At 37.6% G+C, this 23,229-nt stretch carries 28 protein-coding genes; 23 read left to right on the top strand and 5 right to left on the bottom strand.

The genetic code is table 11. The features are described 5' to 3' along the window. Positions 1–16: 16 nt before the first annotated feature. Positions 17–505: a PaaI family thioesterase gene (locus ACWM35_RS02400; RefSeq protein WP_454815115.1), complete on the bottom strand. Its 489-nt coding sequence runs from the start codon at positions 503–505 to the stop codon at positions 17–19. A gap of 144 nt (positions 506–649) precedes the next feature. Between ACWM35_RS02400 and ACWM35_RS02395 the strand changes: the two genes are divergently transcribed. From ACWM35_RS02395 to ACWM35_RS02375, 5 genes are all read left to right on the top strand, one after another. Continuing rightward, entirely contained in the window at positions 650–1,078 is a 429-nt protein-coding gene (locus ACWM35_RS02395) for a YlbD family protein (protein ID WP_454815114.1), read from the top strand. An 18-nt stretch (positions 1,079–1,096) separates the two neighbouring features. Then, positions 1,097–1,336 carry a YlbE-like family protein gene (locus tag ACWM35_RS02390; protein ID WP_454815112.1) on the top strand — a complete coding sequence of 80 codons (240 nt, stop codon included), beginning with the start codon at positions 1,097–1,099 and terminating at the stop codon, positions 1,334–1,336. 90 nt (positions 1,337–1,426) lie between these two features. After that, entirely contained in the window at positions 1,427–1,867 is a 441-nt protein-coding gene (locus tag ACWM35_RS02385) for a hypothetical protein (protein ID WP_454815110.1), read from the top strand. A gap of 60 nt (positions 1,868–1,927) precedes the next feature. Continuing rightward, positions 1,928–2,371: a YlbF family regulator gene (locus ACWM35_RS02380; protein ID WP_454815108.1), complete on the top strand. Its 444-nt coding sequence runs from the start codon at positions 1,928–1,930 to the stop codon at positions 2,369–2,371. A 115-nt stretch (positions 2,372–2,486) separates the two neighbouring features. Beyond that, on the top strand, positions 2,487–2,762 hold the full coding sequence (locus ACWM35_RS02375) for a YlbG family protein (protein WP_454815106.1): 276 nt from the start codon (positions 2,487–2,489) through the stop codon (positions 2,760–2,762). Positions 2,763–2,832: 70 nt separating this feature from the next. On the opposite strand, the gene ACWM35_RS02370 is transcribed toward ACWM35_RS02375, so the two are convergent. Beyond that, complete coding sequence (locus ACWM35_RS02370; RefSeq protein WP_454815105.1) at positions 2,833–3,222, bottom strand: DUF7147 family protein; 390 nt, start codon at positions 3,220–3,222, stop codon at positions 2,833–2,835. A 361-nt stretch (positions 3,223–3,583) separates the two neighbouring features. On the opposite strand from ACWM35_RS02370, the gene rsmD reads away from it, so the two are divergent. Further along, positions 3,584–4,129 (top strand): 16S rRNA (guanine(966)-N(2))-methyltransferase RsmD, encoded by a 546-nt coding sequence (rsmD, locus tag ACWM35_RS02365; protein ID WP_454815103.1) that lies wholly within the window; start codon positions 3,584–3,586, stop codon positions 4,127–4,129. 26 nt (positions 4,130–4,155) lie between these two features. Continuing rightward, positions 4,156–4,638 carry a pantetheine-phosphate adenylyltransferase gene (gene coaD, locus ACWM35_RS02360; protein ID WP_454815101.1) on the top strand — a complete coding sequence of 161 codons (483 nt, stop codon included), beginning with the start codon at positions 4,156–4,158 and terminating at the stop codon, positions 4,636–4,638. Between the two features lie 43 nt (positions 4,639–4,681). Here coaD and ylbJ read toward each other — a convergent pair whose 3' ends face one another. Beyond that, positions 4,682–5,896 (bottom strand): sporulation integral membrane protein YlbJ, encoded by a 1,215-nt coding sequence (ylbJ, locus tag ACWM35_RS02355; protein WP_454815099.1) that lies wholly within the window; start codon positions 5,894–5,896, stop codon positions 4,682–4,684. A gap of 219 nt (positions 5,897–6,115) precedes the next feature. Here ylbJ and ACWM35_RS02350 point away from each other — a divergent pair, with 219 nt between their 5' ends. Both ACWM35_RS02350 and ACWM35_RS02345 read left to right on the top strand, forming a co-directional pair. Continuing rightward, complete coding sequence (locus tag ACWM35_RS02350) at positions 6,116–6,895, top strand: patatin-like phospholipase family protein (protein ID WP_454815097.1); 780 nt, start codon at positions 6,116–6,118, stop codon at positions 6,893–6,895. A gap of 6 nt (positions 6,896–6,901) precedes the next feature. Beyond that, positions 6,902–7,921 (top strand): SepM family pheromone-processing serine protease, encoded by a 1,020-nt coding sequence (locus ACWM35_RS02345; RefSeq protein ID WP_454815096.1) that lies wholly within the window; start codon positions 6,902–6,904, stop codon positions 7,919–7,921. 27 nt (positions 7,922–7,948) lie between these two features. Here ACWM35_RS02345 and ACWM35_RS02340 read toward each other — a convergent pair whose 3' ends face one another. Next, positions 7,949–9,163, bottom strand: coding sequence for a nucleotidyltransferase (locus ACWM35_RS02340; RefSeq protein ID WP_454815094.1), 1,215 nt, complete (start codon positions 9,161–9,163; stop codon positions 7,949–7,951). A gap of 267 nt (positions 9,164–9,430) precedes the next feature. On the opposite strand from ACWM35_RS02340, the gene ACWM35_RS02335 reads away from it, so the two are divergent. The 4 genes from ACWM35_RS02335 to ACWM35_RS02320 all read left to right on the top strand — a co-directional run bounded on the left by ACWM35_RS02335 (position 9,431) and on the right by ACWM35_RS02320 (position 11,844). Further along, entirely contained in the window at positions 9,431–9,958 is a 528-nt protein-coding gene (locus ACWM35_RS02335; protein WP_454815092.1) for a YceD family protein, read from the top strand. Between the two features lie 153 nt (positions 9,959–10,111). Continuing rightward, positions 10,112–10,285, top strand: a complete 174-nt coding sequence (gene rpmF, locus ACWM35_RS02330; protein WP_024029176.1) for a 50S ribosomal protein L32 — start codon at positions 10,112–10,114, stop codon at positions 10,283–10,285. 92 nt (positions 10,286–10,377) lie between these two features. Then, complete coding sequence (locus tag ACWM35_RS02325; RefSeq protein WP_454815090.1) at positions 10,378–11,151, top strand: enoyl-CoA hydratase/isomerase family protein; 774 nt, start codon at positions 10,378–10,380, stop codon at positions 11,149–11,151. Between the two features lie 75 nt (positions 11,152–11,226). After that, the gene (locus tag ACWM35_RS02320; RefSeq protein ID WP_454815088.1) at positions 11,227–11,844 is read left to right on the top strand and encodes an RsfA family transcriptional regulator; all 618 of its coding nucleotides are present in this window, start codon (positions 11,227–11,229) and stop codon (positions 11,842–11,844) included. A gap of 123 nt (positions 11,845–11,967) precedes the next feature. On the opposite strand, the gene ACWM35_RS02315 is transcribed toward ACWM35_RS02320, so the two are convergent. After that, a complete protein-coding gene (locus tag ACWM35_RS02315; protein ID WP_454815086.1) occupies positions 11,968–12,441 on the bottom strand; it encodes an N-acetyltransferase in 474 nt (157 codons plus the stop codon). Positions 12,442–12,678: 237 nt separating this feature from the next. Between ACWM35_RS02315 and ACWM35_RS02310 the strand changes: the two genes are divergently transcribed. The 10 genes from ACWM35_RS02310 to ACWM35_RS02265 all read left to right on the top strand — a co-directional run bounded on the left by ACWM35_RS02310 (position 12,679) and on the right by ACWM35_RS02265 (position 23,183). Next, positions 12,679–14,016, top strand: a complete 1,338-nt coding sequence (locus ACWM35_RS02310; protein WP_454815084.1) for an acetyl-CoA carboxylase biotin carboxylase subunit — start codon at positions 12,679–12,681, stop codon at positions 14,014–14,016. 14 nt (positions 14,017–14,030) lie between these two features. Next, on the top strand, positions 14,031–14,243 hold the full coding sequence (locus ACWM35_RS02305) for an acetyl-CoA carboxylase biotin carboxyl carrier protein subunit (RefSeq protein ID WP_454815082.1): 213 nt from the start codon (positions 14,031–14,033) through the stop codon (positions 14,241–14,243). A gap of 21 nt (positions 14,244–14,264) precedes the next feature. Beyond that, complete coding sequence (locus ACWM35_RS02300) at positions 14,265–15,806, top strand: acyl-CoA carboxylase subunit beta (protein WP_454815080.1); 1,542 nt, start codon at positions 14,265–14,267, stop codon at positions 15,804–15,806. A 129-nt stretch (positions 15,807–15,935) separates the two neighbouring features. Further along, positions 15,936–16,838: a 2-dehydropantoate 2-reductase gene (locus ACWM35_RS02295; protein WP_454815078.1), complete on the top strand. Its 903-nt coding sequence runs from the start codon at positions 15,936–15,938 to the stop codon at positions 16,836–16,838. Beyond that, positions 16,835–17,227: a DUF3397 domain-containing protein gene (locus ACWM35_RS02290; RefSeq protein WP_454815076.1), complete on the top strand. Its 393-nt coding sequence runs from the start codon at positions 16,835–16,837 to the stop codon at positions 17,225–17,227. The genes ACWM35_RS02295 and ACWM35_RS02290 overlap by 4 nt, the downstream gene beginning before the upstream one ends. Before the next feature lie 79 nt (positions 17,228–17,306). After that, positions 17,307–18,941: a bacillithiol biosynthesis cysteine-adding enzyme BshC gene (gene bshC / locus ACWM35_RS02285; protein WP_454815074.1), complete on the top strand. Its 1,635-nt coding sequence runs from the start codon at positions 17,307–17,309 to the stop codon at positions 18,939–18,941. Positions 18,942–19,116: 175 nt separating this feature from the next. Then, positions 19,117–19,548 (top strand): division/cell wall cluster transcriptional repressor MraZ, encoded by a 432-nt coding sequence (mraZ, locus tag ACWM35_RS02280; RefSeq protein WP_454815072.1) that lies wholly within the window; start codon positions 19,117–19,119, stop codon positions 19,546–19,548. A gap of 68 nt (positions 19,549–19,616) precedes the next feature. After that, complete coding sequence (gene rsmH / locus ACWM35_RS02275) at positions 19,617–20,555, top strand: 16S rRNA (cytosine(1402)-N(4))-methyltransferase RsmH (RefSeq protein WP_454815070.1); 939 nt, start codon at positions 19,617–19,619, stop codon at positions 20,553–20,555. 31 nt (positions 20,556–20,586) lie between these two features. Further along, the gene (gene ftsL / locus ACWM35_RS02270; RefSeq protein ID WP_454815068.1) at positions 20,587–20,946 is read left to right on the top strand and encodes a cell division protein FtsL; all 360 of its coding nucleotides are present in this window, start codon (positions 20,587–20,589) and stop codon (positions 20,944–20,946) included. Continuing rightward, positions 20,943–23,183: a penicillin-binding protein gene (locus ACWM35_RS02265; protein WP_454815066.1), complete on the top strand. Its 2,241-nt coding sequence runs from the start codon at positions 20,943–20,945 to the stop codon at positions 23,181–23,183. Before ftsL ends, ACWM35_RS02265 begins: the two co-directional genes overlap by 4 nt. The last annotated feature ends 46 nt before the right edge of the window (positions 23,184–23,229 follow it).

The following is a 23,229-nucleotide window of genomic DNA, read 5'->3' as shown; positions in this document are numbered from 1 at the left end:
TATTTCATTCCCCTAACTATTTTTGAATGATAAAAAAAGTACCAGTTGCATGGGCGATTTTTTTTCCGTCGCTGCGATAAGCTTCACCTGTGACGACGACTGTTTTTGAACCTTGATGAATGAGTTCCGCTGTACAGCGCATATGCTCCCCAATTCCTGGTGCAATATAATGGATATTAAGCTGATTCGTTACAGCACCATGACCTTCCGGGAGAATCATATTTGCGACTGTCCCCATTACTGAATCAAGAACCGTTGCCGTTATCCCTCCATGGACAATGTTTAAGGAATTATCTAATAATGGATTTAAGGGTATCGTTATTTCACATGTTTTCTTCTCTTTATCCATTTTTCTTTCCATATGTAATAAACCATCAATATATTGCAATTTTGGTTTTTTTACTTTTTTCTGAATCCCTTCTAAAGCGTGGACAAGGGCGCTAATATCCTTTTCTGTTCCTTGTTCGAGGCATTGGTCTAAAAGTTGGTGTAAATAGTCCTTCATTCTTAACTTCCTCTCTAAATATATGTCTGAGGACATCTTATCACATAAAATAACTATTTTCATAAGTTCAGGAGAGTTTTCACAAATCTCAAGATGCTACATATCGTATTAATAGGCGGTTGATTTGGGCAGGAGTGAAGTAAAATGCAAAAAAAATTACATCCTTCCGTGATTGAGTTCAAAGAATTTGTACGTAACAACCCAAATTTAATACGAGAAGTTCGAAGTGGTAAATCAACGTGGCAGGAATTATATGAAGACTGGTATCTTTTGGGGGATGAGGACACCCGCTGGGAAGCAATCGGGAAGGAAAAAAGTTCAAAACAAGAATCAAATAAGGAAAATGATTCTAAATCAGATTCCAATAAAGATAAAAAAGGTGACTGGGCGTCGCAAATACTTGGATCCGTACAGAAAATGGATCCAGAGCAGATTCAGTATTATCTAAATAATTTAAGTCAAGCTCTTGGGGCCATTCAAGGGGTGATTTCCCAATTTAAAGGAAGTCATCAAGGGAAGCTTGTAAAAGCACAACCGGAACATAAGCATCCTTTTTTATTTCGGAAAGATTAACAGAAGGGATTAATGCTCATGAGAAGAGATGTTTTAGAATATTTGAATAATCAAAAGGAGCTAAAAAAATTTATTCGCGAACAACCGCTATGGTACCGAAAGCTTTCAAGAAATCCATATGATTTGCAGTCACTGCAGATTGAATCACTCCATTATTATAAAAAGACGATACCGCATCAGGTGGAGAAGTTTTCTAATAATGTGCAAATGGCTTCTATGATGTTTTATATGCTTCAGTCAATGAAAGAGCAAAATTAATCTTTGACCACTTTACGGAGTGGTCCTTTTCTTGTTTTTTGAGTAAAAAATACAAAGGAGGCGAACAATACACACAAAGGAGTGATTGGTTTGAATAAGTTGAAAGAAATTTCCTTGCTATCATTAGTGATGATGATACCCATTCTTTCTGGATGTCATCACGATATTCCAAAGCCAGAATCCGTAGTAAAAGCAGAGCAAATAAAAACAACTGCCATTCCTGTTAATCAAGAAACGATCAAACAAAATTCGACCCGATCCCTGTTTGTGCAGCATAAAATTAAGGGTAGTCATGTCTTTGTGGAATGTATCTTAACGGGAATTAGCTTTCGTGAACAGGACAATGCTGGACAAGAAGTAGGAAAGCTAGTGGTATCGGTTGATGGAAAGAAAACAGATGAGGTTACATCTGCTGCGTTTATTTTGAAAAACCTTCCTCCTGGAGAGCATAAAATTAAGCTTGAGGTTGTAAATTTGAAGGATGAGCCTTATGGAATTACTAAGGAATTCTTGGTAAATATCCCTAAGTGATTGTTTACTTCACTATCGCTATACATTCATGGTAAAATGGTGAATGGAGGTGGGCGCAGGATGCTTGCTACGTCAGAAAGAATAGAATTACTTGATCATGCTGAGCAATTAGCAAAAATGGTATTAGAATATGATATTGTTGAACAATATCATATTTGTTTATATAAAATGCAAAATAACAGAGAAACACAAGGGAGAATCCGTCGTTTTGCAAAATTAAAAGACGAATATGATGAGGTCCAGCGTTTCGGTAAGTACCACCCTGATTATAAAAGGGTAATGAGCCAAATCCGTGAATACAAACGAGAAATGGATCTTGATCCACTTGTTGCTGAATTCAAATTAGCGGAAAACGATTTACAAAATCTTTTAGATGAAATCAGCATATTAGTAGGTGGAGCTGTTTCCCAACATATTAAAGTTCCTACAGGAAATCCATTTTTTCATACAGGTTCACACGGTGGAGGCTGTGGCAGCGGTGGAAGCTGTGGCTGCTCAGCTTAAAAATCAGCTATTTTTCAGCTGATTTTTTTTATTAATTAATCATGTACAATTGAAATAAACCGTTTAACTATGCTAGACTAATGTAAAATGATGGTTTGTTGAAGGGGAAAAATGTATGTTTGTTCAAAGACAGGGGCTTGTGGTTTGGCTATACTCATTAAAACAGGCTAAAATGTTAAGACGTTTTGGCAATGTTCATTTCGTCTCAAAAAAATTAAAATATGTCGTCCTATATTGTAATCAAGAGGACCTTGAAGGAATTATGGAAAAAATAAATTCCTTTTCATTTGTTAAAAAAGTCGAACCATCTTATAAACCATTTTTAAAAATGGAATTTGAGAATTCTCAGCCAGATAAAGCAAAGGAATACGATTATAAAATGGGTATTTAAAATAGAAAAGCGGAAGCCTAGGAGCTGAAGCTAGAAAAAAAGGTGAGGAAAAGGTCCTCACCTTTTTTTGTTACTCTAATGGTTTGATATAGTGGTTTAATCTTAAAATCGCAATCAAATGCTGATAATATAACTCTTTTTCATGGAAAATAGTTGATGGTTTTACTGAAAGCTCAATCACCTGTTTTTCAAGTTCCTGAGCGGTCTGATTAAAAAGGTCAAATCTTTTATTTGGGATGAACTTTGGATTTGGAATACCTTCTCGACAAATATATAGTGGCTGGAATTTGCCAGGATTGGTAGGCGCTAAAACAACGACTAGTGATGAAACTTGTTTGTCCTTTACGAATGTATGAAAAGCCATCATATGCATGAGTCGATGTTTATTTGCTTTTGCAAGTTCTAGCAACTCATATAAGTCTGAATAACCCTCTCCTAATTCAATAAAACGCTGTATCAAATAAAACTCCCCTTTATTAAAACAAATTCATTCATAAGATATCATATTTGCACAAAAGAAAAAACCCTGCAGAAAAACACTGCAGGGTCCTTCTACATCCTTATTCAGGATAGAAGGCAAAGGGAGAGGAGAAACCGGAGGAAGAACTTATGGGGAAACGTAAGTCTTCTCCGCGGTTGGCAACAACATCCTCGAATTGATGTTGTTAATTACATTATCTCCACATGCTGAAAGGTTATACGTGTTTTAGATAATTTTTCAACATAGTCTATTTGTTCATTATGGTTAGTTGGCTAGTTATGTCAATTATGATAGGATTATGTAGAAATATGATTTTTGAAAAAATTGTGGTGATGATATTTTGAGAGTAGTTTCAGGTGTTTGTAAAGGCAGACCGTTAAAAGCAGTTCCAGGAACTTCAACAAGGCCAACAACGGATAAAGTAAAAGAAGCTTTGTTTAATATGATCGGTCCCTATTTTGATGGTGGAATCGGATTGGACCTTTTCGCTGGGAGCGGCGGATTAGGGTTAGAAGGACTAAGCAGGGGATTAGAAAAGGTTATTTTTATTGACCGGGATCCGAAAGCAATTCAAGTAATCCATGAGAATATTCATGCTTGTAAAATGGAGGATTTTGCAGAAGTTTATCGAAATGATTCAGAGCGGGCGCTAAAAGCCCTAATAAAAAGAGAGATTAGCTTTGACTACATATTTTTAGACCCGCCATATAAGAAACAGCAATTAATACAGTTAATGGAAAAGATCGCTGAACATCATCTGTTAAATAGTGGTGGGATCATTGTTTGTGAACACAGTCATGACGTAGAATTACCAAAAGAAGTGGGAGGATATTCTCAATATAAGCACGAAAAATATGGGATTATTGCCATTACCATCTATTCTTAAATTTAACATTATAGGAGGAGTTCTATTTGGCGAGCATTGCGGTTTGTCCAGGAAGTTTTGATCCAATCACATTTGGTCATCTAGATATCATTCGAAGAGGCGCTAAAGTTTTTGACATGGTCTATGTAAGTGTTATGAACAACTCTTCGAAAAATCCGCTATTCAGTGTAGAAGAACGAATTAACTTAATTAAAGAAGTAACGAAGGACCTACCGAATGTAAAGGTTGACGAACATTCTGGTCTCCTTGTGGAATATGCCAAGGCAGTCAATGCCAATGCCATAATCCGTGGCCTGCGTGCAGTTTCAGACTTTGAATATGAAATGCAAATTACTTCAATGAACAGGGTGTTAAATGAAGAAATTGAAACCTTTTTTATCATGACGAACAATCAATATTCATTCTTAAGCTCCAGTATTGTTAAAGAAGTCGCGAAGTACAATGGCAATATCTCTGAGCTTGTACCACCAATTGTTGCAAAAGCATTGCATGAAAAATTTAATCGATAATCATCACAAGCCGAAAAGCCTTTGAAGTAATTCCAAAGGCTTTTTAATTTTTTCGTAATCTTAAATAAAGCAGGAAAACGTAAATAGCTAATGAAAAGATGGTGATAATAGGGCCATATTCAATTAGTTTATGGTAATAGCTATGAAGCCATGCCCCCTCTTCAAAAAAACCAACAGGAATTGCATTAGAAGGTTGCTCAGTTTGGAAAAAGCGTAGATAAACCGGCTTCCACAAGAATAAAGTAAACAAACTGGCAAGAATTCCATGAATGATTCTCGCAATAAAGAACGGCTTAAAGCGAATATCTGTTTGAGCGAGAATGCTTGCTACTTGTGCTTGAATACTAAAGCCGCTAAAAGCTAAGATAAAGCTTGTAATGATAGCTTGCTGTAATAGTGTTGCATCTTGAACTTGGCTGGTTAATTGACTTCCAAGAGTAATTTCAAATAAACCAGAGATAAATGGAATGCTTAGCATGGTTGGTAATGAAAGTGAGGCAAATAGGAGATCAAAAACTTTTGCAATGGCAGCCGTAATATGTAAATGAAATAGAAGCTTATTTATCACCGAAAAAATAATGATAAAACCCCCGATCATTAGCAAAGTTTGAATGGAAGAATTGACCGCATCCCCTAGGAGCTTACCAATTGGCCTTTGGTCATTTAATCTTGTTCGGTGTAAAGTTGACAGGGCTGTTCTAATTTTAGAACCCTTCCGTCTATTCTTTTCCTTATCTGGTGTTTCATTACCGTAAAATCGCATAATAATCCCAACACAAATATTCCCTAAATAATGAGCTAAAGCTAAAATAACACCTAAATGTGGATTATAAAAAAAGCCGACTGAAACAGCACCAAAGATAAATAATGGATTAGAGGAGTTAGAAAAGGATACTAGTCTTTCCGCTTCAATCTGTGTTAACTGACCTTCCTGCCGAAGTCTTGCCGTAAACTTAGCTCCAGCAGGATAACCTGAGGCCATTCCCATTGCCCAAACAAACCCTCCAACACCTGGAACTTTAAATAGCGGTCTCATCAATGGTTCTAATAAAACCCCAATAAATTTCACAACACCAAAACCAATCAACATTTCGGCTATGATAAAAAAAGGTAAAAGGGAAGGAAAAACTATCTCCCACCACATATTTAAACCTCGTATCGAGGCATCTAAAGCCTCCTGAGGATAAGTGATTAGCGAAACAGCTAAAATGATTACTGAAATAGATAAGAAAATCGTTTTTAGTTTTGAACGAAACAAGGAAAAGGCCTCCTTTCCGATAGTTTTGTTATACGCTATAAAAAATTAATGTTAAAATAAGGATTATTCATTAGCTCGTTAAAAGTCCCAACTTGTCCCCATATAACACAAATATACTCATTGAAAGTTAATTTAGACCATAAGTTTCATCAGATTTCATCAGCCTTACAGAATGAATAATTCTCTACCCTTAATGCTCTATGAGAAGGAGGGAACATGATGGACCATCCTAAAATCGGATTAGCGCTTGGTTCTGGTGGTGCACGTGGTTTTGCCCATTTAGGTGTTATTAAGGTCTTAAAAGATGCCGGGATCCCTATTCATCTTATTGCAGGTAGCAGTATGGGTGCTCTTGTTGCCAGCTTTTATGGGGCGGGTATCGAAATGGATCGTTTATATAAACTTTCTACTGCATTTAAACGTAAGTACTTTCTAGATTTCACTGTGCCTAAAATGGGGTTTATTGCGGGGAAGCGGGTGAAAGAATTCATCAGGGTTTTCACTCATGGAAAGAACATTGAAGAATTATCCATCCCATTAGGGATTGTCACCACAGATTTATTAACGGGTGAGAAAGTGGTCTTTAAACAAGGACCAATTGCGGAAGCGGTTAGAGCTAGCATTTCAATCCCAGGAATTTTTGTACCTGAAAAGTATAATGGGAGAATCTTAGTAGACGGTGGTGTTTCCGACCGCGTTCCCGTATCGGTGGCAAAGGAAATGGGAGCAGATATTGTAATTGCTGTTGATGTTTCCAGTGTAAAACGGAATGCAGAAATTACATCGATCTATGACGTCATCATGCAGAGCATTGATATTATGCAAACGGAAATAATCATTAATCGAGAGATTGCTACAGATGTCATGATTCGTCCACCCGTTGAACTTTATAGTTCTCGTGCATTTACCAACATTGATGAGATTATCTCCATCGGAGAAGAAGAAACCAAAAAACAGCTTGGATTGATAAAAAATGTGATAGAGAACTGGAAGGGGTAACAATGCATGCGCAAAAAGATATTGATCGGTTCCTTAATTCTTGTAGCCATTATGATGATGGGAGCCGTATTTTATCCATTGCCTTTTTATGTCTCGAAGCCTGGAATGGCAAAAGTATTGGAGCCTATTGTCCAGGTTGAAGATGGAACAAAGGCAAAGGGCAGTTATATGCTGACAACTGTAAGAATGGGAAAAGCGAATATATATTCCTATATAGAAGCAAAACTGTTTGATTATGTTGAAATCTATCCAGAGAATGCAATCTTACGGGAATCAGAAACACAAGAGGAATATAATGCACGTCAGCTCCATTTAATGGCAGGTTCAAAGTTAAATGCGATTGAAGTAGCCTACCGAAAAGCTGGTTTTCCAGTTGATTATAAATATAAAGGAGTCTATGTGGTTCAGGTATTACCGGGCATGCCTGCAGAGGGGAAACTCCTTGCTGGTGATCGCGTCATCGAAGTGGATTCTCAGGAATTTTCATCTTCTGAAAGTTTCATCGAGTATGTTGGGAAGAAAAAAGCTGGGGATCAATTGATTTTAACGATCAGAAGAAACAAAGAGACGAAAACAATCAAAATCAATGTTCAGCCCTTTAAAGAGGACCCAAATAAGGTTGGAATTGGAATTTCTCTTGTGGATGATAAAGAAATTATTGTTCAGCCAAAAGTTACAGTCAATACCGACGAGATTGGTGGCCCTTCTGCAGGACTAATGTTTTCGTTAGAAATCTATGATCAGTTAATGGAAGATGACTTTACCAGAGGCTATAAAATTGCCGGGACTGGTACAATAGATCCAGAAGGAAATGTGGGACCAATCGGAGGAATTGATCAGAAAGTGGTTGCTGCTGACAAAGCTGGAGCTGAAATCTTTTTTGCCCCAAATGAGAAGGGAAGCAGTGAGTCTAATTATCGAGTTGCAGTGAATACGGCACGTGAAATCAATTCCAAAATGAAAATCGTACCGGTAGATTTAATTGATGATGCAATAAATTATTTACAAAAACTTTCCAATAAGTAAAAAAGATGGTGCAGAGCATCATCTTTTTTACTCAATATAAAGAGGCGGCTGTTTAAACTCTAGGTTGAAGGGTTTGGCTGTAGAGGGTCCGCTAGTCCCTAATGTATAAATTCGTGCAGCTTTGATGTCCAGTAAAATCTCGTTACTTTTAAAGGCAGATAGTTTAGCAATGAGAGGAAGACTTAGATGTGTTTTCTGCTTATTTAAGTATTCTTTCCCATCTCGGGTCATTCCCAGCAATCTTAAATAGGAGGCTTTTTCTGAGAACCGCTGCATTTCTATTTTTTTCGTATTCGTCAGGACATGGACACATAATCTCTGAAGTCTTGTCCATGTATAACGTTTTGTTTTGATTTTTTTCATGAAATCCTGAAAACTGGAAGCCTCTAGGGCTGCAGCTATTAATCTGTGCTCAAGTCCTTCTTCGACCTCATATATTTCTTTCAATTCCTGGGGCTGACATTGGAGCAGACGAAATTGTAAATATGGCCAATAATTTTCCCATTCGTGAAAAGTACCATATTCGTTTATATATTCCTTCAACAATTGGCTGGTTGGTGCTGGTACATATTGTTCAATCGTTGCTGCATCCTGACTAGTGGAAAATAGGGCTTTCCGAATACTAGTTGCACTTGCGATGGTTTCCGTAGCGAAGTGTTCGTCATGGTAATTCGCATTTTTTCTTTTTACTGTAAAAGGTTTAACAGAACTACTTTGTTGTTGAAGCGCTTTTATATAATGATAACCTAGAATATTATTTGGTTTTGCTAAATTCACATTTTTTTCGGTGCTAGACAGTGCCTGAAAGGATATGGATAATGCTTTAGGATAGCTGATTCCTGTTTTTATATTATTTTTAATATGAAGATCTAATTGCTCTTTTTGCTTATCAAAAAAGTCGATTGTTTCTAGAAAAGAAGAAAGATCCCCGCTTTCGCTGCCAAAACAAAGGGAATCACAGCCGATTGCATCTAAGATTGAAACAGCGCCGTTAGCGAATGTTTCTGCTTTTTGTGTTGCAAACTGGTACGGTAGTTCAATTACGATATCGACTCCATTTAAAAGGGCCATCTTTGTTCGATACCATTTCGAAACAAGTGCAGGCTCGCCACGTTGGAGAAAATTCCCGCTCATGACTGCGATGACGATATCAGCACCCGTCGCATCTCTGGCAGCTTGTAAATGGAAAGCATGTCCATTATGAAAAGGGTTATATTCTACAATTACACCAACAGCTTTCATAAATATAAAATCTCCTTCTATTTTCATAGTGATCTATGTTATTATCTTAAAGTACTGTTATTATAGCAAAAATTCCAATAATAGGATAATTCAGCGTTAGTTTAGAGATGAAGGGATTGTAAATGAACTTTCATGGATAAACTATGGAATGGAACAATAATACGGTTCAAAAATGAAATAAAACTCGCCTTTAGGGTGTAAAGAAAAAACATTGACAAAAAATTAATCGAAGGCTATAATTACCTTTGTTGCCTTGGGGTGATTCAAATGAAATGGACATTAAGCCAATTACAAAAATATCGAAACAAGGATTTTCAGATTGATGATATTATTCGAGTAGATGAGATTAAGGAAACGGATCCATCCATTCGCGAAGTCTCACCGATGCATATTACAGGCCGGGGAGATATTGATTCAACAAAAGTGACATTCCATATAAAAGTTGAAGGTCATTTAATCCTGCCTTGTTCTCGAACTTTAGTGGATGTAAAACTCCCGATTAATGTCGAAACAACTGAAACTTTCCTCTTAAATGGTTCTGAATATGAAACTGAAGAGGAAGTCTATCAAGTAAAAGGTGATGTGATTGATTTAATGCCTGTCATTAGAGAAATTCTTTTACTTGAAGTTCCGATGCAGGTTTTCTGTGAAGATGTCAATTCTGAAGATGCTGCTCCTCAATCAGGTAAGGATTGGGAAGTTGTTCGTGAAGAAGATCGTTCTCAAAAGATTGATCCAAGACTAGCAGGGCTTGCGAAGTTTTTTGATGAAAACAAATCATCTTCCGACTCATAATCGGCAAAACAAGAAGCAAAATGAAGATTCAGAATTCCTGTTCTTCATTACACTTAATCAACTTTGAAAATTGTCTAGCTCCAGTCGCCATCGGCTCGATGTCACAGCCGGTAAATAGGCGCCTTACGCTTTTCTTATAAGGAGGTGGGAAGAATGGCTGTACCTTTTAGAAGAACATCTAAAACTGCAAAAAGAAAACGTCGTACACATTTTAAATTAAACGTACCTGGTATGGTAAGTTGCCCAAACTGTGGTGAAATGAAACTTGCTCACCGCGTATGTAAAGCTTGCGGAACATACAAAGGAAAAGACGTTGTTAACGACTAATTTCCATGATTGTAAAAAGCACAAGGGTGATGAAACCCTTGTGCTTTTGTCTTTTTACATAAATAGTAGTTTTATGGAGGGAGGAGAAAACAGTGTCATACACAATTGAGAAACGTGAAAAGGGTTATTTATTATTCACCATCACAAGAAATGAAAAAAGAAATGCTATTAATTATGATGTGATGGATGGTTTAGTAGAAGCTGTTTCGCGGGCAAAAGAATCTGATGTTAAAGCACTAGTACTCACTGGTGAAGGTCATTCTGCATTTTGTTCAGGTGGAGATTTATCCGTTTTTCATTTATTACAAACAGAAGAAGAGGCCTATTCAATGCTTTCAAAAATGGCAGGAATTCTATATTCTCTGCTTACTTTACCTAAGCCAACCATTGCTTTAATGAATGGAACGGCTATTGGCGGGGGATGTGAACTAGCGACTGCCTGCGATTTTCGCTTGGCAAGACAGGGTATAAAAGCAGGTTTTGTGCAAGGAAAACAAGCGATAACGACTGGCTGGGGTGGCGGATCCATTTTAATGGAGAAATTTCCAGCTCCAATTGCCATGAAACTATTAATGGAAGCAGAAATCCTAACTGCTGGATACCTCCATACTGTTGGCTATATTAATGAACTGTATGATGATCAAGATGCAATCGTTGCATGTGAAGCATATTTAGAGAACATTTTGTCTATTGATGTTTCCGTCCTAGAAGCCTATAAAAAGATGTTAATTCGAAAATGGGAGGAAAGCAAGCTTCGAGAAAGAATAGAAAAAGAGGTTCGCTTATGCTCTGTCCTATGGGAAAGTGATGCCCATCATGAATATGTCCAAAAATTTATTCAAAAAAAAACACATAATCAGGAATAAAAGACAAACTGTAATCAGTCTATCTTTTCTAGTAGATGCATATGTATGAATAAAAACACTAGGAGGGATTTTCTGATGTCACCAACTCGCCAAGATGCATGGTCACAAGATGAAGATTTATTGCTTGCAGAAGTTGTGTTAAGACATATTCGCGAAGGCGGGACACAACTGCAAGCGTTTGAGGAGGTTGGCAAACAGCTATCGCGTACGTCTGCGGCATGTGGTTTCCGTTGGAACTCATTTGTAAGAAAGCAATATAAGTCTGGGATTGAACTAGCAAAAAAGCAACGGAAAGAAATGAAAAAACAAAATAATGTGAAAGAACTGAGCCAAGATCTTGCTCATGTGGAATCTCCAGCATCACCATCAGTTCCTAGTGATACGGTATCCTTTCAATCAGTTATTCAGTTTTTAGAGGGGCTTCATAAAAAAGCGGAGGTATCCGCAAAAAATGAGGCAGCTAGGGATAAGTCAAGTGAGAAAATAAAAGAATTGGAAAAGAAAGCTTTTACTCTTGCGGCGGAAAACGAGAGACTTACAAAAAATTTAAAAGCTATTGAAGAGGATTATCGTTCCTTAATTGAGATTATGGAGCGGGCACGTAAAATGGTTGTCTTACAGGAAGAAGACCGCCAGCAAAAAGTAAAGTTTCAAATGGATAAGAACGGAAATTTGGAAAGAGTAGAAAAATAAGAAAAAGCGGACGTAATGTCCGCTTTTCTAATTAGAGAATATACTTTGTACTTTGTTTACTGTCTAGCTCGAGCCCCTAGGGGCTCGGGGTCATAAGCCCCTGGGCAAGGCGCTTCCGCTTTTCTAATTATGCTGTGCCTCTACGCCTTCTGGATACCAGACAATTGGGTTCTCACCACGGTCGCGTTCCATATCATAATCAACGGCAATGAATCCCATCTTTTCCCAAAACTCTGCAGATCTTACTCTTGGATTCGTTTTTATTGGCTGACCGAATGTTTTGGCAAATTCTACAAGCGTTTTTCCATAACCTTTACCCTGATAATCTGGAAGTACTTCTAGCTTAAATAATTCTAGATATTTTTGTGGCGGGTAAAAATAGCGGTCGAATTTTGCGTCAATTTGATAAAGACTCATCCGAGCAACTAATTTGTCCCCGAAGTAGATCCCGTAGAAAGGAGATTCACTATCATTATCAACCATATTCGCTTCAAGATCCTCAAGCATTGACAGTTCTTGAATCCCATATTCTTTGAATTTTTTAAATTCCTCTAGTGTTTTAAAGTTAACTTTAAGCTTCTCTACCTTCAACCGCATATTTGAACCTCCTAAAAGTGATAACCAACTTTAATTGTATATTTACTTTAATAACTGAATAAGATGGAGATGAAATAATTTTGGCATAATTCAAAATGAATTACTTTCATTATATAACAAAATAACAAAAAATTCTTTACTTAATTTTCGAAAGCGTTTTCAAAATTTGCAGGAAATTTAGATAATCATGTAGAAATATAATACCGGAGCGTAAAAGGGTAGGAAAGGGGTAAAAATGTGCAAAAAATCTTAATTGCTAATAGAGGTGAAATTGCCCTTCGGATTATAAAAACATGCGGGCAAATGGGAATAGAAACGATTGCTATTTATTCTGAGGCAGATAAAGACCTGCCATTTGTTAAAGCGGCGACAAAAGCAGTTTGTGTGGGAGAAGCTCCTGTAAGTAAATCCTATTTGATGACAGAGAAAATTTTAGAAGTTGCAAAAAATGAAAAGGTTGATGCAATCCACCCTGGCTATGGCTTTCTCTCTGAAAATGCTGCATTCGCCAAGCTAGTAAGTAACGAGGGGATTGTATTTATAGGACCTAAACCTGAGACGATTGAATTAATGGGGGATAAAATCGTTTCAAGGCAAACGATGGAGCGGGCAGGCGTTCCGATCGTTCCAGGTAGTGGTAAGGGATTAAAAACAGTAGAAGAAGCATGCAGTTTAGCTACAACCATTAACTACCCGGTCATGTTAAAAGCGAGCAGCGGTGGCGGCGGAATCGGTATGGTGCTGTGTGAAGATGAGCAAGCGCTCGTTAAGTCTTTTGCTTCGACAAAAACAAGGGCTTTATCATATTTTGGTTCAGATGAAGTCTTTATCGAAAAATATATTCCCGATGCACGACATATAGAGGTTCAAATATTTGGAGATACTCATGGAAATCTTGTCCATCTATTTGAAAGGGATTGTTCCATTCAGAGAAGACATCAAAAGGTTGTTGAAGAATCTCCATCTCCATTTTTATCAAACGAAACTCGTCAAAAGATCTATGATACTGCTGTCAAAGCAGCAGAATCTGTTGGCTACATCAACGCTGGTACGATTGAATTTATTGTCGATGAGAAAGAGAATTTTTACTTTTTAGAAATGAACACCCGTTTGCAGGTCGAACATCCCGTTACGGAAATGGTTACTAGCTTGGACCTGGTAAAGTGGCAGATACTTGTGGCACGTGGTGAAAAATTACCACTTTTGCAATCGGAAATAAAGTCGTTTGGTCATGCGATTGAATTCCGTCTCTATGCAGAGGATCCTGTCCGTTTCCTTCCTTCACCAGGAAAGATAACTACATTGTCTTGGAATGAAACAAAAGGAGTTCGAATTGATGCAGGTTACCAAGAAGGGAATACGGTAACTCCTTATTATGACCCGATGATTGCAAAATGTATTTTTTATGGTGACAACCGTCAGGAAACCATATCAGCAGCGGAGAATTTTATTAACAATATTAAAATCGAAGGTATAAAAACAAATTCTCCACTATTTTTAACAATCCTCGCTGCAGAGGACTTCCGAAAAGGCAACTATACAACCAACTTTTTAACAAAAAAATTAGTGAAATAAGGAGCGGAAATAATATGAAAGAAATAACAGCATCCATGGCAGGAACAGTATTAAATGTGTTTGTAGCGAATGGTGATAGTATCAACTCAGGACAAGAGGTTATGATGCTCGAATCGATGAAAATGGAGATTCCGATCGAAAGCGAGGAATCTGGGGTTGTAAAGGAACTTCGAGTTGCGATTGGCGACTTTGTTAATGAAGGCGACGTATTGCTTGTACTAGAATAGGAGTTTAGAAGGAGGATTAGCATGGCAACAACGAATACATTAAATGAACAATTAATGGAAAAAAGAAAAGTCATTGAAGCTGGTGGTCATCCCAAATATCACGAGAAATTAAAACAGCAAAATAAGCTTTTCGTTCGCGATCGTCTTGCTTTGTTATTTGATGACGGCAAGTTTGAAGAGGATGGGAAATTTGCCAATGCCGAAGCTTTGGATTTGCCAGCAGATGGTGTTGTCACTGGAATTGGAAAAATTAATGGTCAAACCGTATGCGTGATGGCAAATGATTCAACGATAAAAGCAGGCTCCTGGGGGGCAAGAACGGTAGAAAAAATTATTCGTATTCAAGAGACTGCTGAAAAGCTGAGAGTTCCATTATTTTATCTCGTTGATTCCGCTGGTGCACGTATTACCGATCAATTAGAGATGTTTCCAAACCGAAGAGGAGCGGGGAGGATTTTTTATAATCAAGTTAAGCTCTCTGGGATGATTCCACAAGTTTGTCTATTATTTGGTCCTTCTGCAGCAGGTGGTGCTTACATTCCAGCTTTTTGTGATATTGTCATCATGGTCGATCAAAATGCATCGATGTATCTTGGCTCGCCGCGAATGGCAGAAAAAGTTATTGGCGAAAAAGTTACCCTCGAAGAAATGGGCGGAGCCCGAATGCATTGCACTGTCAGCGGCTGTGGAGATGTCTTGGCATATAGTGAGGAAGAGGCGATTGAGTCCGCTAAGAAGTACATAAGTTACTTCCCGGCAAGTTTCAAAGAAAAGCCGAAAATGGTCAATGGTGTGGAGACGAAGGATGGCCGCGAATTAGAAGCGATTATTCCAGAAAATCAAAATGCTCCATTCGATATGTATGAAGCGATTGAACGCTTAATTGACAAAGATAGCTTTTTTGAAATAAAAAAATTATTTGCCCCAGAATTAATTACTGGGTTTGCTAGATTAAATGGTAGAGTGGTTGGTATCATAGCAAACCAGCCGAAAGTAAAGGGTGGAGTCCTGTTTGTTGATTCTGCAGATAAAGGGGCGAAATTTATCCAACTTTGCGATGCCTTTCATATTCCATTGCTGTTTCTTACTGATGTACCAGGGTTTATGATTGGTACAAAGGTAGAAAGAGCAGGAATCATCCGTCACGGTGCGAAGCTAATTGCTGCGATGAGCTCTGCTACTGTACCGAAAATTTCTGTTATCGTAAGAAAAGCTTATGGTGCCGGTCTTTATGCAATGGCGGGTCCCGCGTTTGAACCTGATTGCTGTATTGCCTTACCTACAGCTCAAATTGCTGTAATGGGGCCAGAAGCAGCAGTAAACGCAGTTTATTCCAATAAAATTAATGAGATCACAGACCCGAAAGAACGGATTGCCTATGTGCAGGCAAAGCATCAGGAGTACAAAGAGCATATCGATATTTATAAATTAGCATCAGAGTTAATTGTGGATGAAATTGTGGCTGCTTCGGAACTGCGAAATGTCCTTATTCAACGTTTTGCCTATTATGAAACAAAAGAAATGAACTTTAGTGTTCGTAAGCATCCAGTGTATCCTGTTTAGGTGGTTAGCAAATAATAAATCCCGTGCCGAGTGCTCTCGAAACGGGATTTTTCTATTTATTATCTAACTATGAAGCTGCGTATTCTGCTAAAATATGATTAAAAAATAGAGTAAAATGAGGGAGTTTTCATGAATATTGGGATTATCGGTGCGGGTTCTATCGGGTTATTATTTGCTGCATACTTGAACAATGCTTTTAACATAACCATTTATTCAAAAACAACTGAACAAGCAAATTTGTTAAATCAGCGAGGACTAACGCTCCAAAAAAGAGGAACAGAAGTAAATGTTAAAGTTCAGGCGGTTCCAATCTCGGAGTGGACTGGAAAAGATGACCTTACCATTGTTGCGGTCAAACAATATCAATTGGATTCTGTCATAACCAAATTAAATAATCAACCTGTTATGCCGAAACAATTATTGTTTTTACAAAATGGAATGGGTCATTTAAAGCTGTTAGAAAATGTGGAAGCAAATCAAATTTTTCTCGCATCTGTTGAGCATGGAGCGTTGAAAATAAACGCAACCACTGTTCGCCACAATGGAGAAGGAGCAATATATGCAGCGGTATATAAAGGGGATCAAGAAAAACTACAAGCTTTTTCTCAGGCCTCTCCAGCAGAATTCCCAATTTTCTTGAAAGATCATTATGTTGAAATGCTTGTAAATAAATTAATTGCAAATGCTGTGATCAATCCCTTAACAGCCATCCTACAGGTGGAAAATGGTGAACTCATTGACAATTTTTATTATTTCACTGTATTAAAAAAGCTTTTTTCTGAATTATCCTTTGTCCTTAACCTGGATGACCCTGACCGACATATAAAAAATATTATTACTATTTGCAAAAACACAGCAACAAATCGATCTTCCATGCTTAAAGATTTGGATACAAAGCAAATAACAGAGGTTGATGCAATTTTAGGATTTGTTATAGAGGAAGCGAAAAAACAAGGAAAGGATGCTCCGCTGATAGAAAGTTATTATAATATGTTAAAAGGGAAAGAAAGAGAGTGGGGGGATAATAGTTGAGTTCATTCATTTCCGCGGTTATGACGATTTTTTTTATGATACCATTACTGGGATTCATAATTATCTATTTATTGTATAAAATGATTACAAAAAACTCGCTCAAATCTTTTCATGTAGCTTTAGATTTATCAACGATTCTATTTATACTATCTGTACATTTTCTTACCATGACCATTTGGGGAGAATCATTTTTCTGGTTGATCGTAATCTTATTATTGCTTATTGCGATGGTTTTCGTTATTATCCATTGGAAAATCAAGGGGGAAATAGAGTTCAATAAGGTATTCAAGGGGTTTTGGAGATTTAACTTTCTTATCTTTTTTTTCGCCTATATTACCTTAACGCTCTATGGCTTACTTCACCGTGCCCTTACTTTTACTTTTTCGTAAGCAAAGATTTTTTGAAATTTAATGGTTAATGCTATACTCGTATGGAGTGAATATGGTTGAGTAGAAAGGAAGTACTTAAATGGAGATTTTAAATCTCTCTTTGCCAGCAACGAATCGATTTGCCTCAAATTATCTAGAGCAATCTGATGATATCCAGCCTTTTTTTCATTATCGATTTAACCACAAAACGGATGATGTCAAAAGGTTGGATGAGCTAAGTAATCGACATTTCCCTCGTGAGGAAGTTGCGGCATATATTGAGAAATTTATGGAGCGTTTTCCATCCTCAGAAGCTGTTAAAGCATCGCTAATTAAATTTAGTCAGGCGAATAGTGTTGTTGTCATTGGTGGTCAACAAGCAGGAATTCTAACGGGACCTCTTTATTCGATACATAAAATAATTTCGATTATTAAATTAGCGGAACAAAAGGAGAAGCAGCTGGGGATACCGGTAGTTCCTGTTTTCTGGATTGCTGGTGAAGATCATGATTTCCATGAGGTTAATCATGTGTATGTCCCATCAAATCAAAAAATAAGCAAATGGACGTATCCTGAAAAAGTGGTTCAAAAGAAAATGGTATCGGATATTGTTTTGGATAAGGATATTTGCCTGAATTGGGTTGAACAAATCATTGAGAATTTTGGTGAAACGAACCATACAAAACAGTTGCTTTCATTTGCGCAAGAACAACTAAAGAAATCCAATACGTTTGTCGACTTTTTTGCAAACTTGGTTATGGAGCTTTTTAAAGACCATGGACTGCTAATTGTTGATTCTGGAGATAATCAATTCCGTCTTTTACAAAAGGAATTCTTTACAAAACAAATTACCTATCATGATGCGATAACCAGCCATTTACTTGAACAGCAAAGTATCATTAGTAAAACAGGATACCCACTAACAATTGACACACATGAACGGGCGGCCAATCTATTTTATTACAATAAAAGATTGAATGAACGAATACTTCTTGAATTTGATTTGGAAAATAATAAATTTGTGGGGAAAAGTGGAGTGGTTTCGTTTACTAAAGATGAGTTGGTGGGGATTGCGATGGATGATCCTGCAAAACTTAGTAATAACGTGGTGACGCGGCCATTAATGCAAGAATGGCTATTTCCAACCCTCGCTTTTATTGCTGGTCCGGGAGAAATCGCCTATTGGGCAGAACTAAAGTTGGTATTTGAACATTTTGGGATCAAAATGCCCCCGATTGTGCCAAGAATAAATATCACTTTATTAGATCGTGGAGTTGAAGCGGATCTTTTGGAGCTGCAATTAGAATTAGCGGCAGTTTTAAGCAACGGCACGAAGGCAGTAGAAGAACAATTCCTAGAGAAAATTAAGGATCAAGAAGTGGAGGAGTTGTTCTCGGAGACAAAGACGCAGCTATTGCTCCAATACGATCGAATAGAAGCAAAAACAGAAAAGCTTGACCCGGCATTAATACCTTTGTTAAAGAAAAATGAAGAGTTTTTACTCAAGCAAATCAGCTTTATGGAAAAAAAGCTGGAAGATTCAGTAAAACAAAAGCATGAAGTGATGATTAATAAATTTCGCAGAATTGATCTTTCATTAAGGCCGGACGGTTTTCCACAAGAACGAATTTGGAATATATTCTATTATTTCAATCAATACGGGACTGAATTAATAAGAGATCTAATGGTGCTTGATTATGATTTCGATGGTCGTCATAAGGTAATAAAAATGTAGAGAAACTTTACTTAATCGTAAAGTTTCTTTTTTTTGTGTTGTTGTAAGGGTATTCAATATTGAGGAATTCTCTGGATAAAAAAGGATTTTTGGAAAAAGGGGAGAATATTAAAAAATAAGTGGAGGAAAGTGGGGGAATGTGGTACATTTTAAATAGAAAGTGGGGGTAGCGGGTATGTTCATGGGTGAATACCATCATAGCATTGATAATAAAGGTCGAATGATTGTGCCCTCCAAATTCCGTGATGAACTTGGTGAGATGTTTATCATCACACGCGGTTTGGATCAATGTTTATTTGGTTACCCATTATCTGAGTGGGCGGTTATTGAAGAAAAATTGAAAGGCCTGCCGCTGACAAAAAAAGATGCCCGTGCATTTACTCGATTCTTCTTCTCTGGAGCGACAGAGAGTGAGCTTGATAAACAAGGAAGAATCAATATTCCAGCCCCATTGCTGCAATATGCAAAATTAGAAAAAGAATGTGTCATTCTTGGCGTTTCCAATCGAATTGAAATCTGGAGCAAACAGATTTGGGAGGACTATTTCTCACAATCCGAGGAATCTTTTGCTGAAATTGCAGAAAATATGATTGGATTTGATATATAATGGAAAAGTTATATTAAAATAATTCTGTTATATAATCAGATCTTTTGATTGGAAAAGGTGATTAAAAAATGTTTGAACATACAACTGTGTTACTAGATGAAGCTGTTGAAGGATTAAATATCAAACCGGACGGCATTTATGTTGATTGTACATTAGGTGGAGCCGGGCATAGTTCCCTCATTCTTTCAAAACTTGGAGAACATGGAAAATTAATCGCATTTGATCAAGATGAAACAGCGATTGTGAATGCAAAGGAAAAATTGGCGGCATACAGTGAGCAGCTTACTATAGTAAAAAGTAATTTCACCTATTTAAAAGAAGAGTTAGAGAAACTGGGAATTGAAAAGGTTGATGGGGTTCTTTATGACCTCGGTGTTTCCTCTCCGCAATTAGACACTCCTGAAAGAGGCTTTAGTTATCATCATGATGCACCGCTTGACATGAGAATGGATAACGAAGCAAGCGTTTCAGCCTATGATGTCATTAATCATTGGTCCTTCGAGGATTTAGTTCGAATCTTTTTTCGCTATGGTGAGGAGAAGTTCTCTAAACAAATTGCCCGCAAAATAGAAGCAAGAAGGGCAATCAAACCGATTGAAACTACCTTTGAGTTGGTTGAGCTTATTAAAGAGGGCATACCAGCTCCGGCGAGAAGAAAAGGTGGACATCCTGCAAAGCGAATTTTTCAAGCAGTTAGAATTGCGGTTAATGATGAATTAGGGGTGTTTGAAAGATCATTACAACAAGCAATTGAACTTTTAAAACTTGAAGGAAGAATTAGCGTTATTACTTTTCATTCATTAGAGGATCGAATTTGTAAAGCAACGTTTAAAAAAGCAAGTGAAACACCAAATCTTCCACCAGGCTTGCCGGTAATACCTGATGAATTTAAGCCAGTATTAAAGTTAATTACGCGAAAGCCTATTGTTCCTTCTGATGAGGAATTAGAACATAATAATCGTGCACGCTCTGCAAAGCTAAGGGTTGCAGAAAAACAAAAGATTTAGAAGATAAATAAATAAAAATGGAGGGGAAAGAATGAGTAATCTTGCCAGGAAATTTCAGCAACAGCAACAAGCGGAAGGGACAGTTCAAAACAAGAATCAAGTAAAAACCAAGAAGCACTGGCTTACGCCAGGTGAGAAAATTATCGGTTTGGTGTTTACAGGATGGGTTTGTTTTGGCGCTGTCCACATCATTTCGAATCAAGCGGAAATTTACCAGGTCAATAAGGATATCCAAGAGGTACAGACTACCATAAAGGAACAGGAAAAAGTAAATAATGATCTTGAAGTTCAAGTAAGTGAGTTAAGCACGTACGAACGGATATGGGAAAAGGCAAAACAAATGGGGCTAGTTTTAAATGAAAATAACGTCAAGGTTGTGCACGAGAGATGAACAAAAAACAGCCATATATGAATTTCGGAGCAGCTGGATTATTTATATTTTTCAGCCTGCTCTTTTTTGTCTTAGTTTTTAGATATTTTTCGATCCAACTTACCGGTGAGGTTGGAAATCATGCATTAGCGGCTAAGGCTGAGCAAAAATACAGCAAGGAAGGGACCCTTGAGGCAGCAAGAGGTGTGATTTATGATCGCAAGGGTGAAGTAATTGCTGAAGATACGACAGCCTATACCTTAATCGCCATTCTTGATAAAAAAATGACGACTAATCCTAAAAAACCGAATCACGTCGAAGACCCCGAAAAGACAGCGCGAGAGCTGGCAAAAATTATAGATATGGAAGAGTCAGAGATTTATAGCAGATTAACGAAAAATCAATTTCAGGTGGAGTTTGGGAAAGCGGGCAGAGATATTTCCCACCAAACAAAGCAGGAAATTGAAGCGTTGAAACTCCCAGGTATTACTTTTAAACGTGATTCTAAACGTTTTTATCCAAATGGGATATTTGCTTCCCACTTAGTCGGCTATGCAGAGCGAGACGAGGAGCAGGAAGGATCTTATGTTGGACAAATGGGGATTGAGAAAACATTAAATGATCAATTAACCGGAACGAACGGCAAAATAAATTATGAAAGTGATCTATGGGGATATATCCTTCCTGATGGCAAGGAAAAAATTACTCCGGCAGAAAATGGTAATGATGTTTATTTAACCATCGATAAAAAGATACAAACGTTTTTAGAGGATGCCATGAACAAAGTAGTAAAAGAATATAAGCCGAAAAAAATTATCGCGATTGTGGCTGACCCAAAAACAGGGGAGATTCTAGCAATGGGTCAAAGACCCTCCTTCCATCCAAAAACGAAGGAAGGGATTAATAATAGCTGGCATAATGAAGTGATAGAAACATCCTTTGAACCAGGTTCAACGATGAAGATTTTTACGCTGGCAGCAGCGATTGAGGAAAATAAGTTTAATCCAAATGAACTGTATCAGTCGGGTTCATATAAAGTGACAGACAAAGACGTTCCGATTCATGACCATAAACGCTCTGGCTGGGGAACGATTACCTATCTTGAAGGTGTGCAGCGTTCATCCAATGTAGCATTTGCGAAAATTGCAAATGAAAAATTAGGCTTTGAAAAATTCCGAGAATATTTAACGAAATTTGGTTTTGACAAAACGACTGGTATTGACCTGCCGTTTGAAACTTCGGGGAAAATTCAATATCAATGGCCGATTGAAAAGGCAACAACAGCTTATGGACAAGGGACAGCGATCACACCCATTCAACAAATCCAAGCTGCTACGGCGATTGCAAATGGCGGTAAAATGATGAAACCACAGGTTGTTGATAAGATTGTTAACCATGATACAGGGGAAGTTGTGAAAGAATTAAACCCTGAAGTTGTTGGTTCACCAATTTCAGAAAAAACGGCAAAGGAAGTACGTGATATTCTCGAAACGGTAGTTACAAACACTGAAACAGGTACAGGAACTCGTTATCAAATTGAAGGATATAGTGTTGCGGGGAAAACCGGAACTGCTAGTATTCCAGATCCCAAAGGTGGGTATTTAAATGATAAGCCTGGAGATTATATATTTTCATTCTTAGGGATGGCACCAAAAGATGATCCAAAGCTGATTGTTTATGTTGCCGTTCAACAACCTGAAATAGAAGGTCATTATTCTTTAGGCTCCATTCCTGTTTCAATGATTTTTAATCCTGTTATGAAAAATAGTTTACAGTATTTGAATATTCAGCCTTCCCAACAGGAAAAAGCATCAACTATAAAATTAGCTGATTTCCATGATCAATCCATTAACAATGTAACGAAAAGCCTTCAAGACCAAGGGCTGAATGTAGTAGTTCTTGGAAATGGAACGAAAGTGATTGGGCAAGTTCCAGCAGCAAATACGACCATTCTCGAAGGTACAAAAGTCATGCTCCAAACAGATGGTGATTTAATCGCACCGGAAATGGAAGGGTGGTCACTCCGTGATGTGATGAAGGTTGCTAAGTTAGCGGGTATGAAACTCAATTCAACTGGTAGTGGTTATGTCTTCAAACAAAATATTAAAGCCGGAGCCATCCTGCAAAAAGGTGATTACTTAATTGTTGATCTAAAAACTCCTGAGGAAATAATAAAAATTGACGAGAATTTAGAGGACACATCGGGTATTGAAACCGAACAAACGGGTGGGGAGCAAGAGAATCTCCCGCAAGAGTAAGAACGAATAGGAGTGATCTTTGTCCAACCCCCGTTCTAATCAAATA

This window comes from Neobacillus sp. K501 (assembly GCF_053749995.1).
The sequence above is the reverse complement of the archived record's forward strand: the minus strand, read 5'-3'. Positions and strand labels throughout refer to the sequence as shown.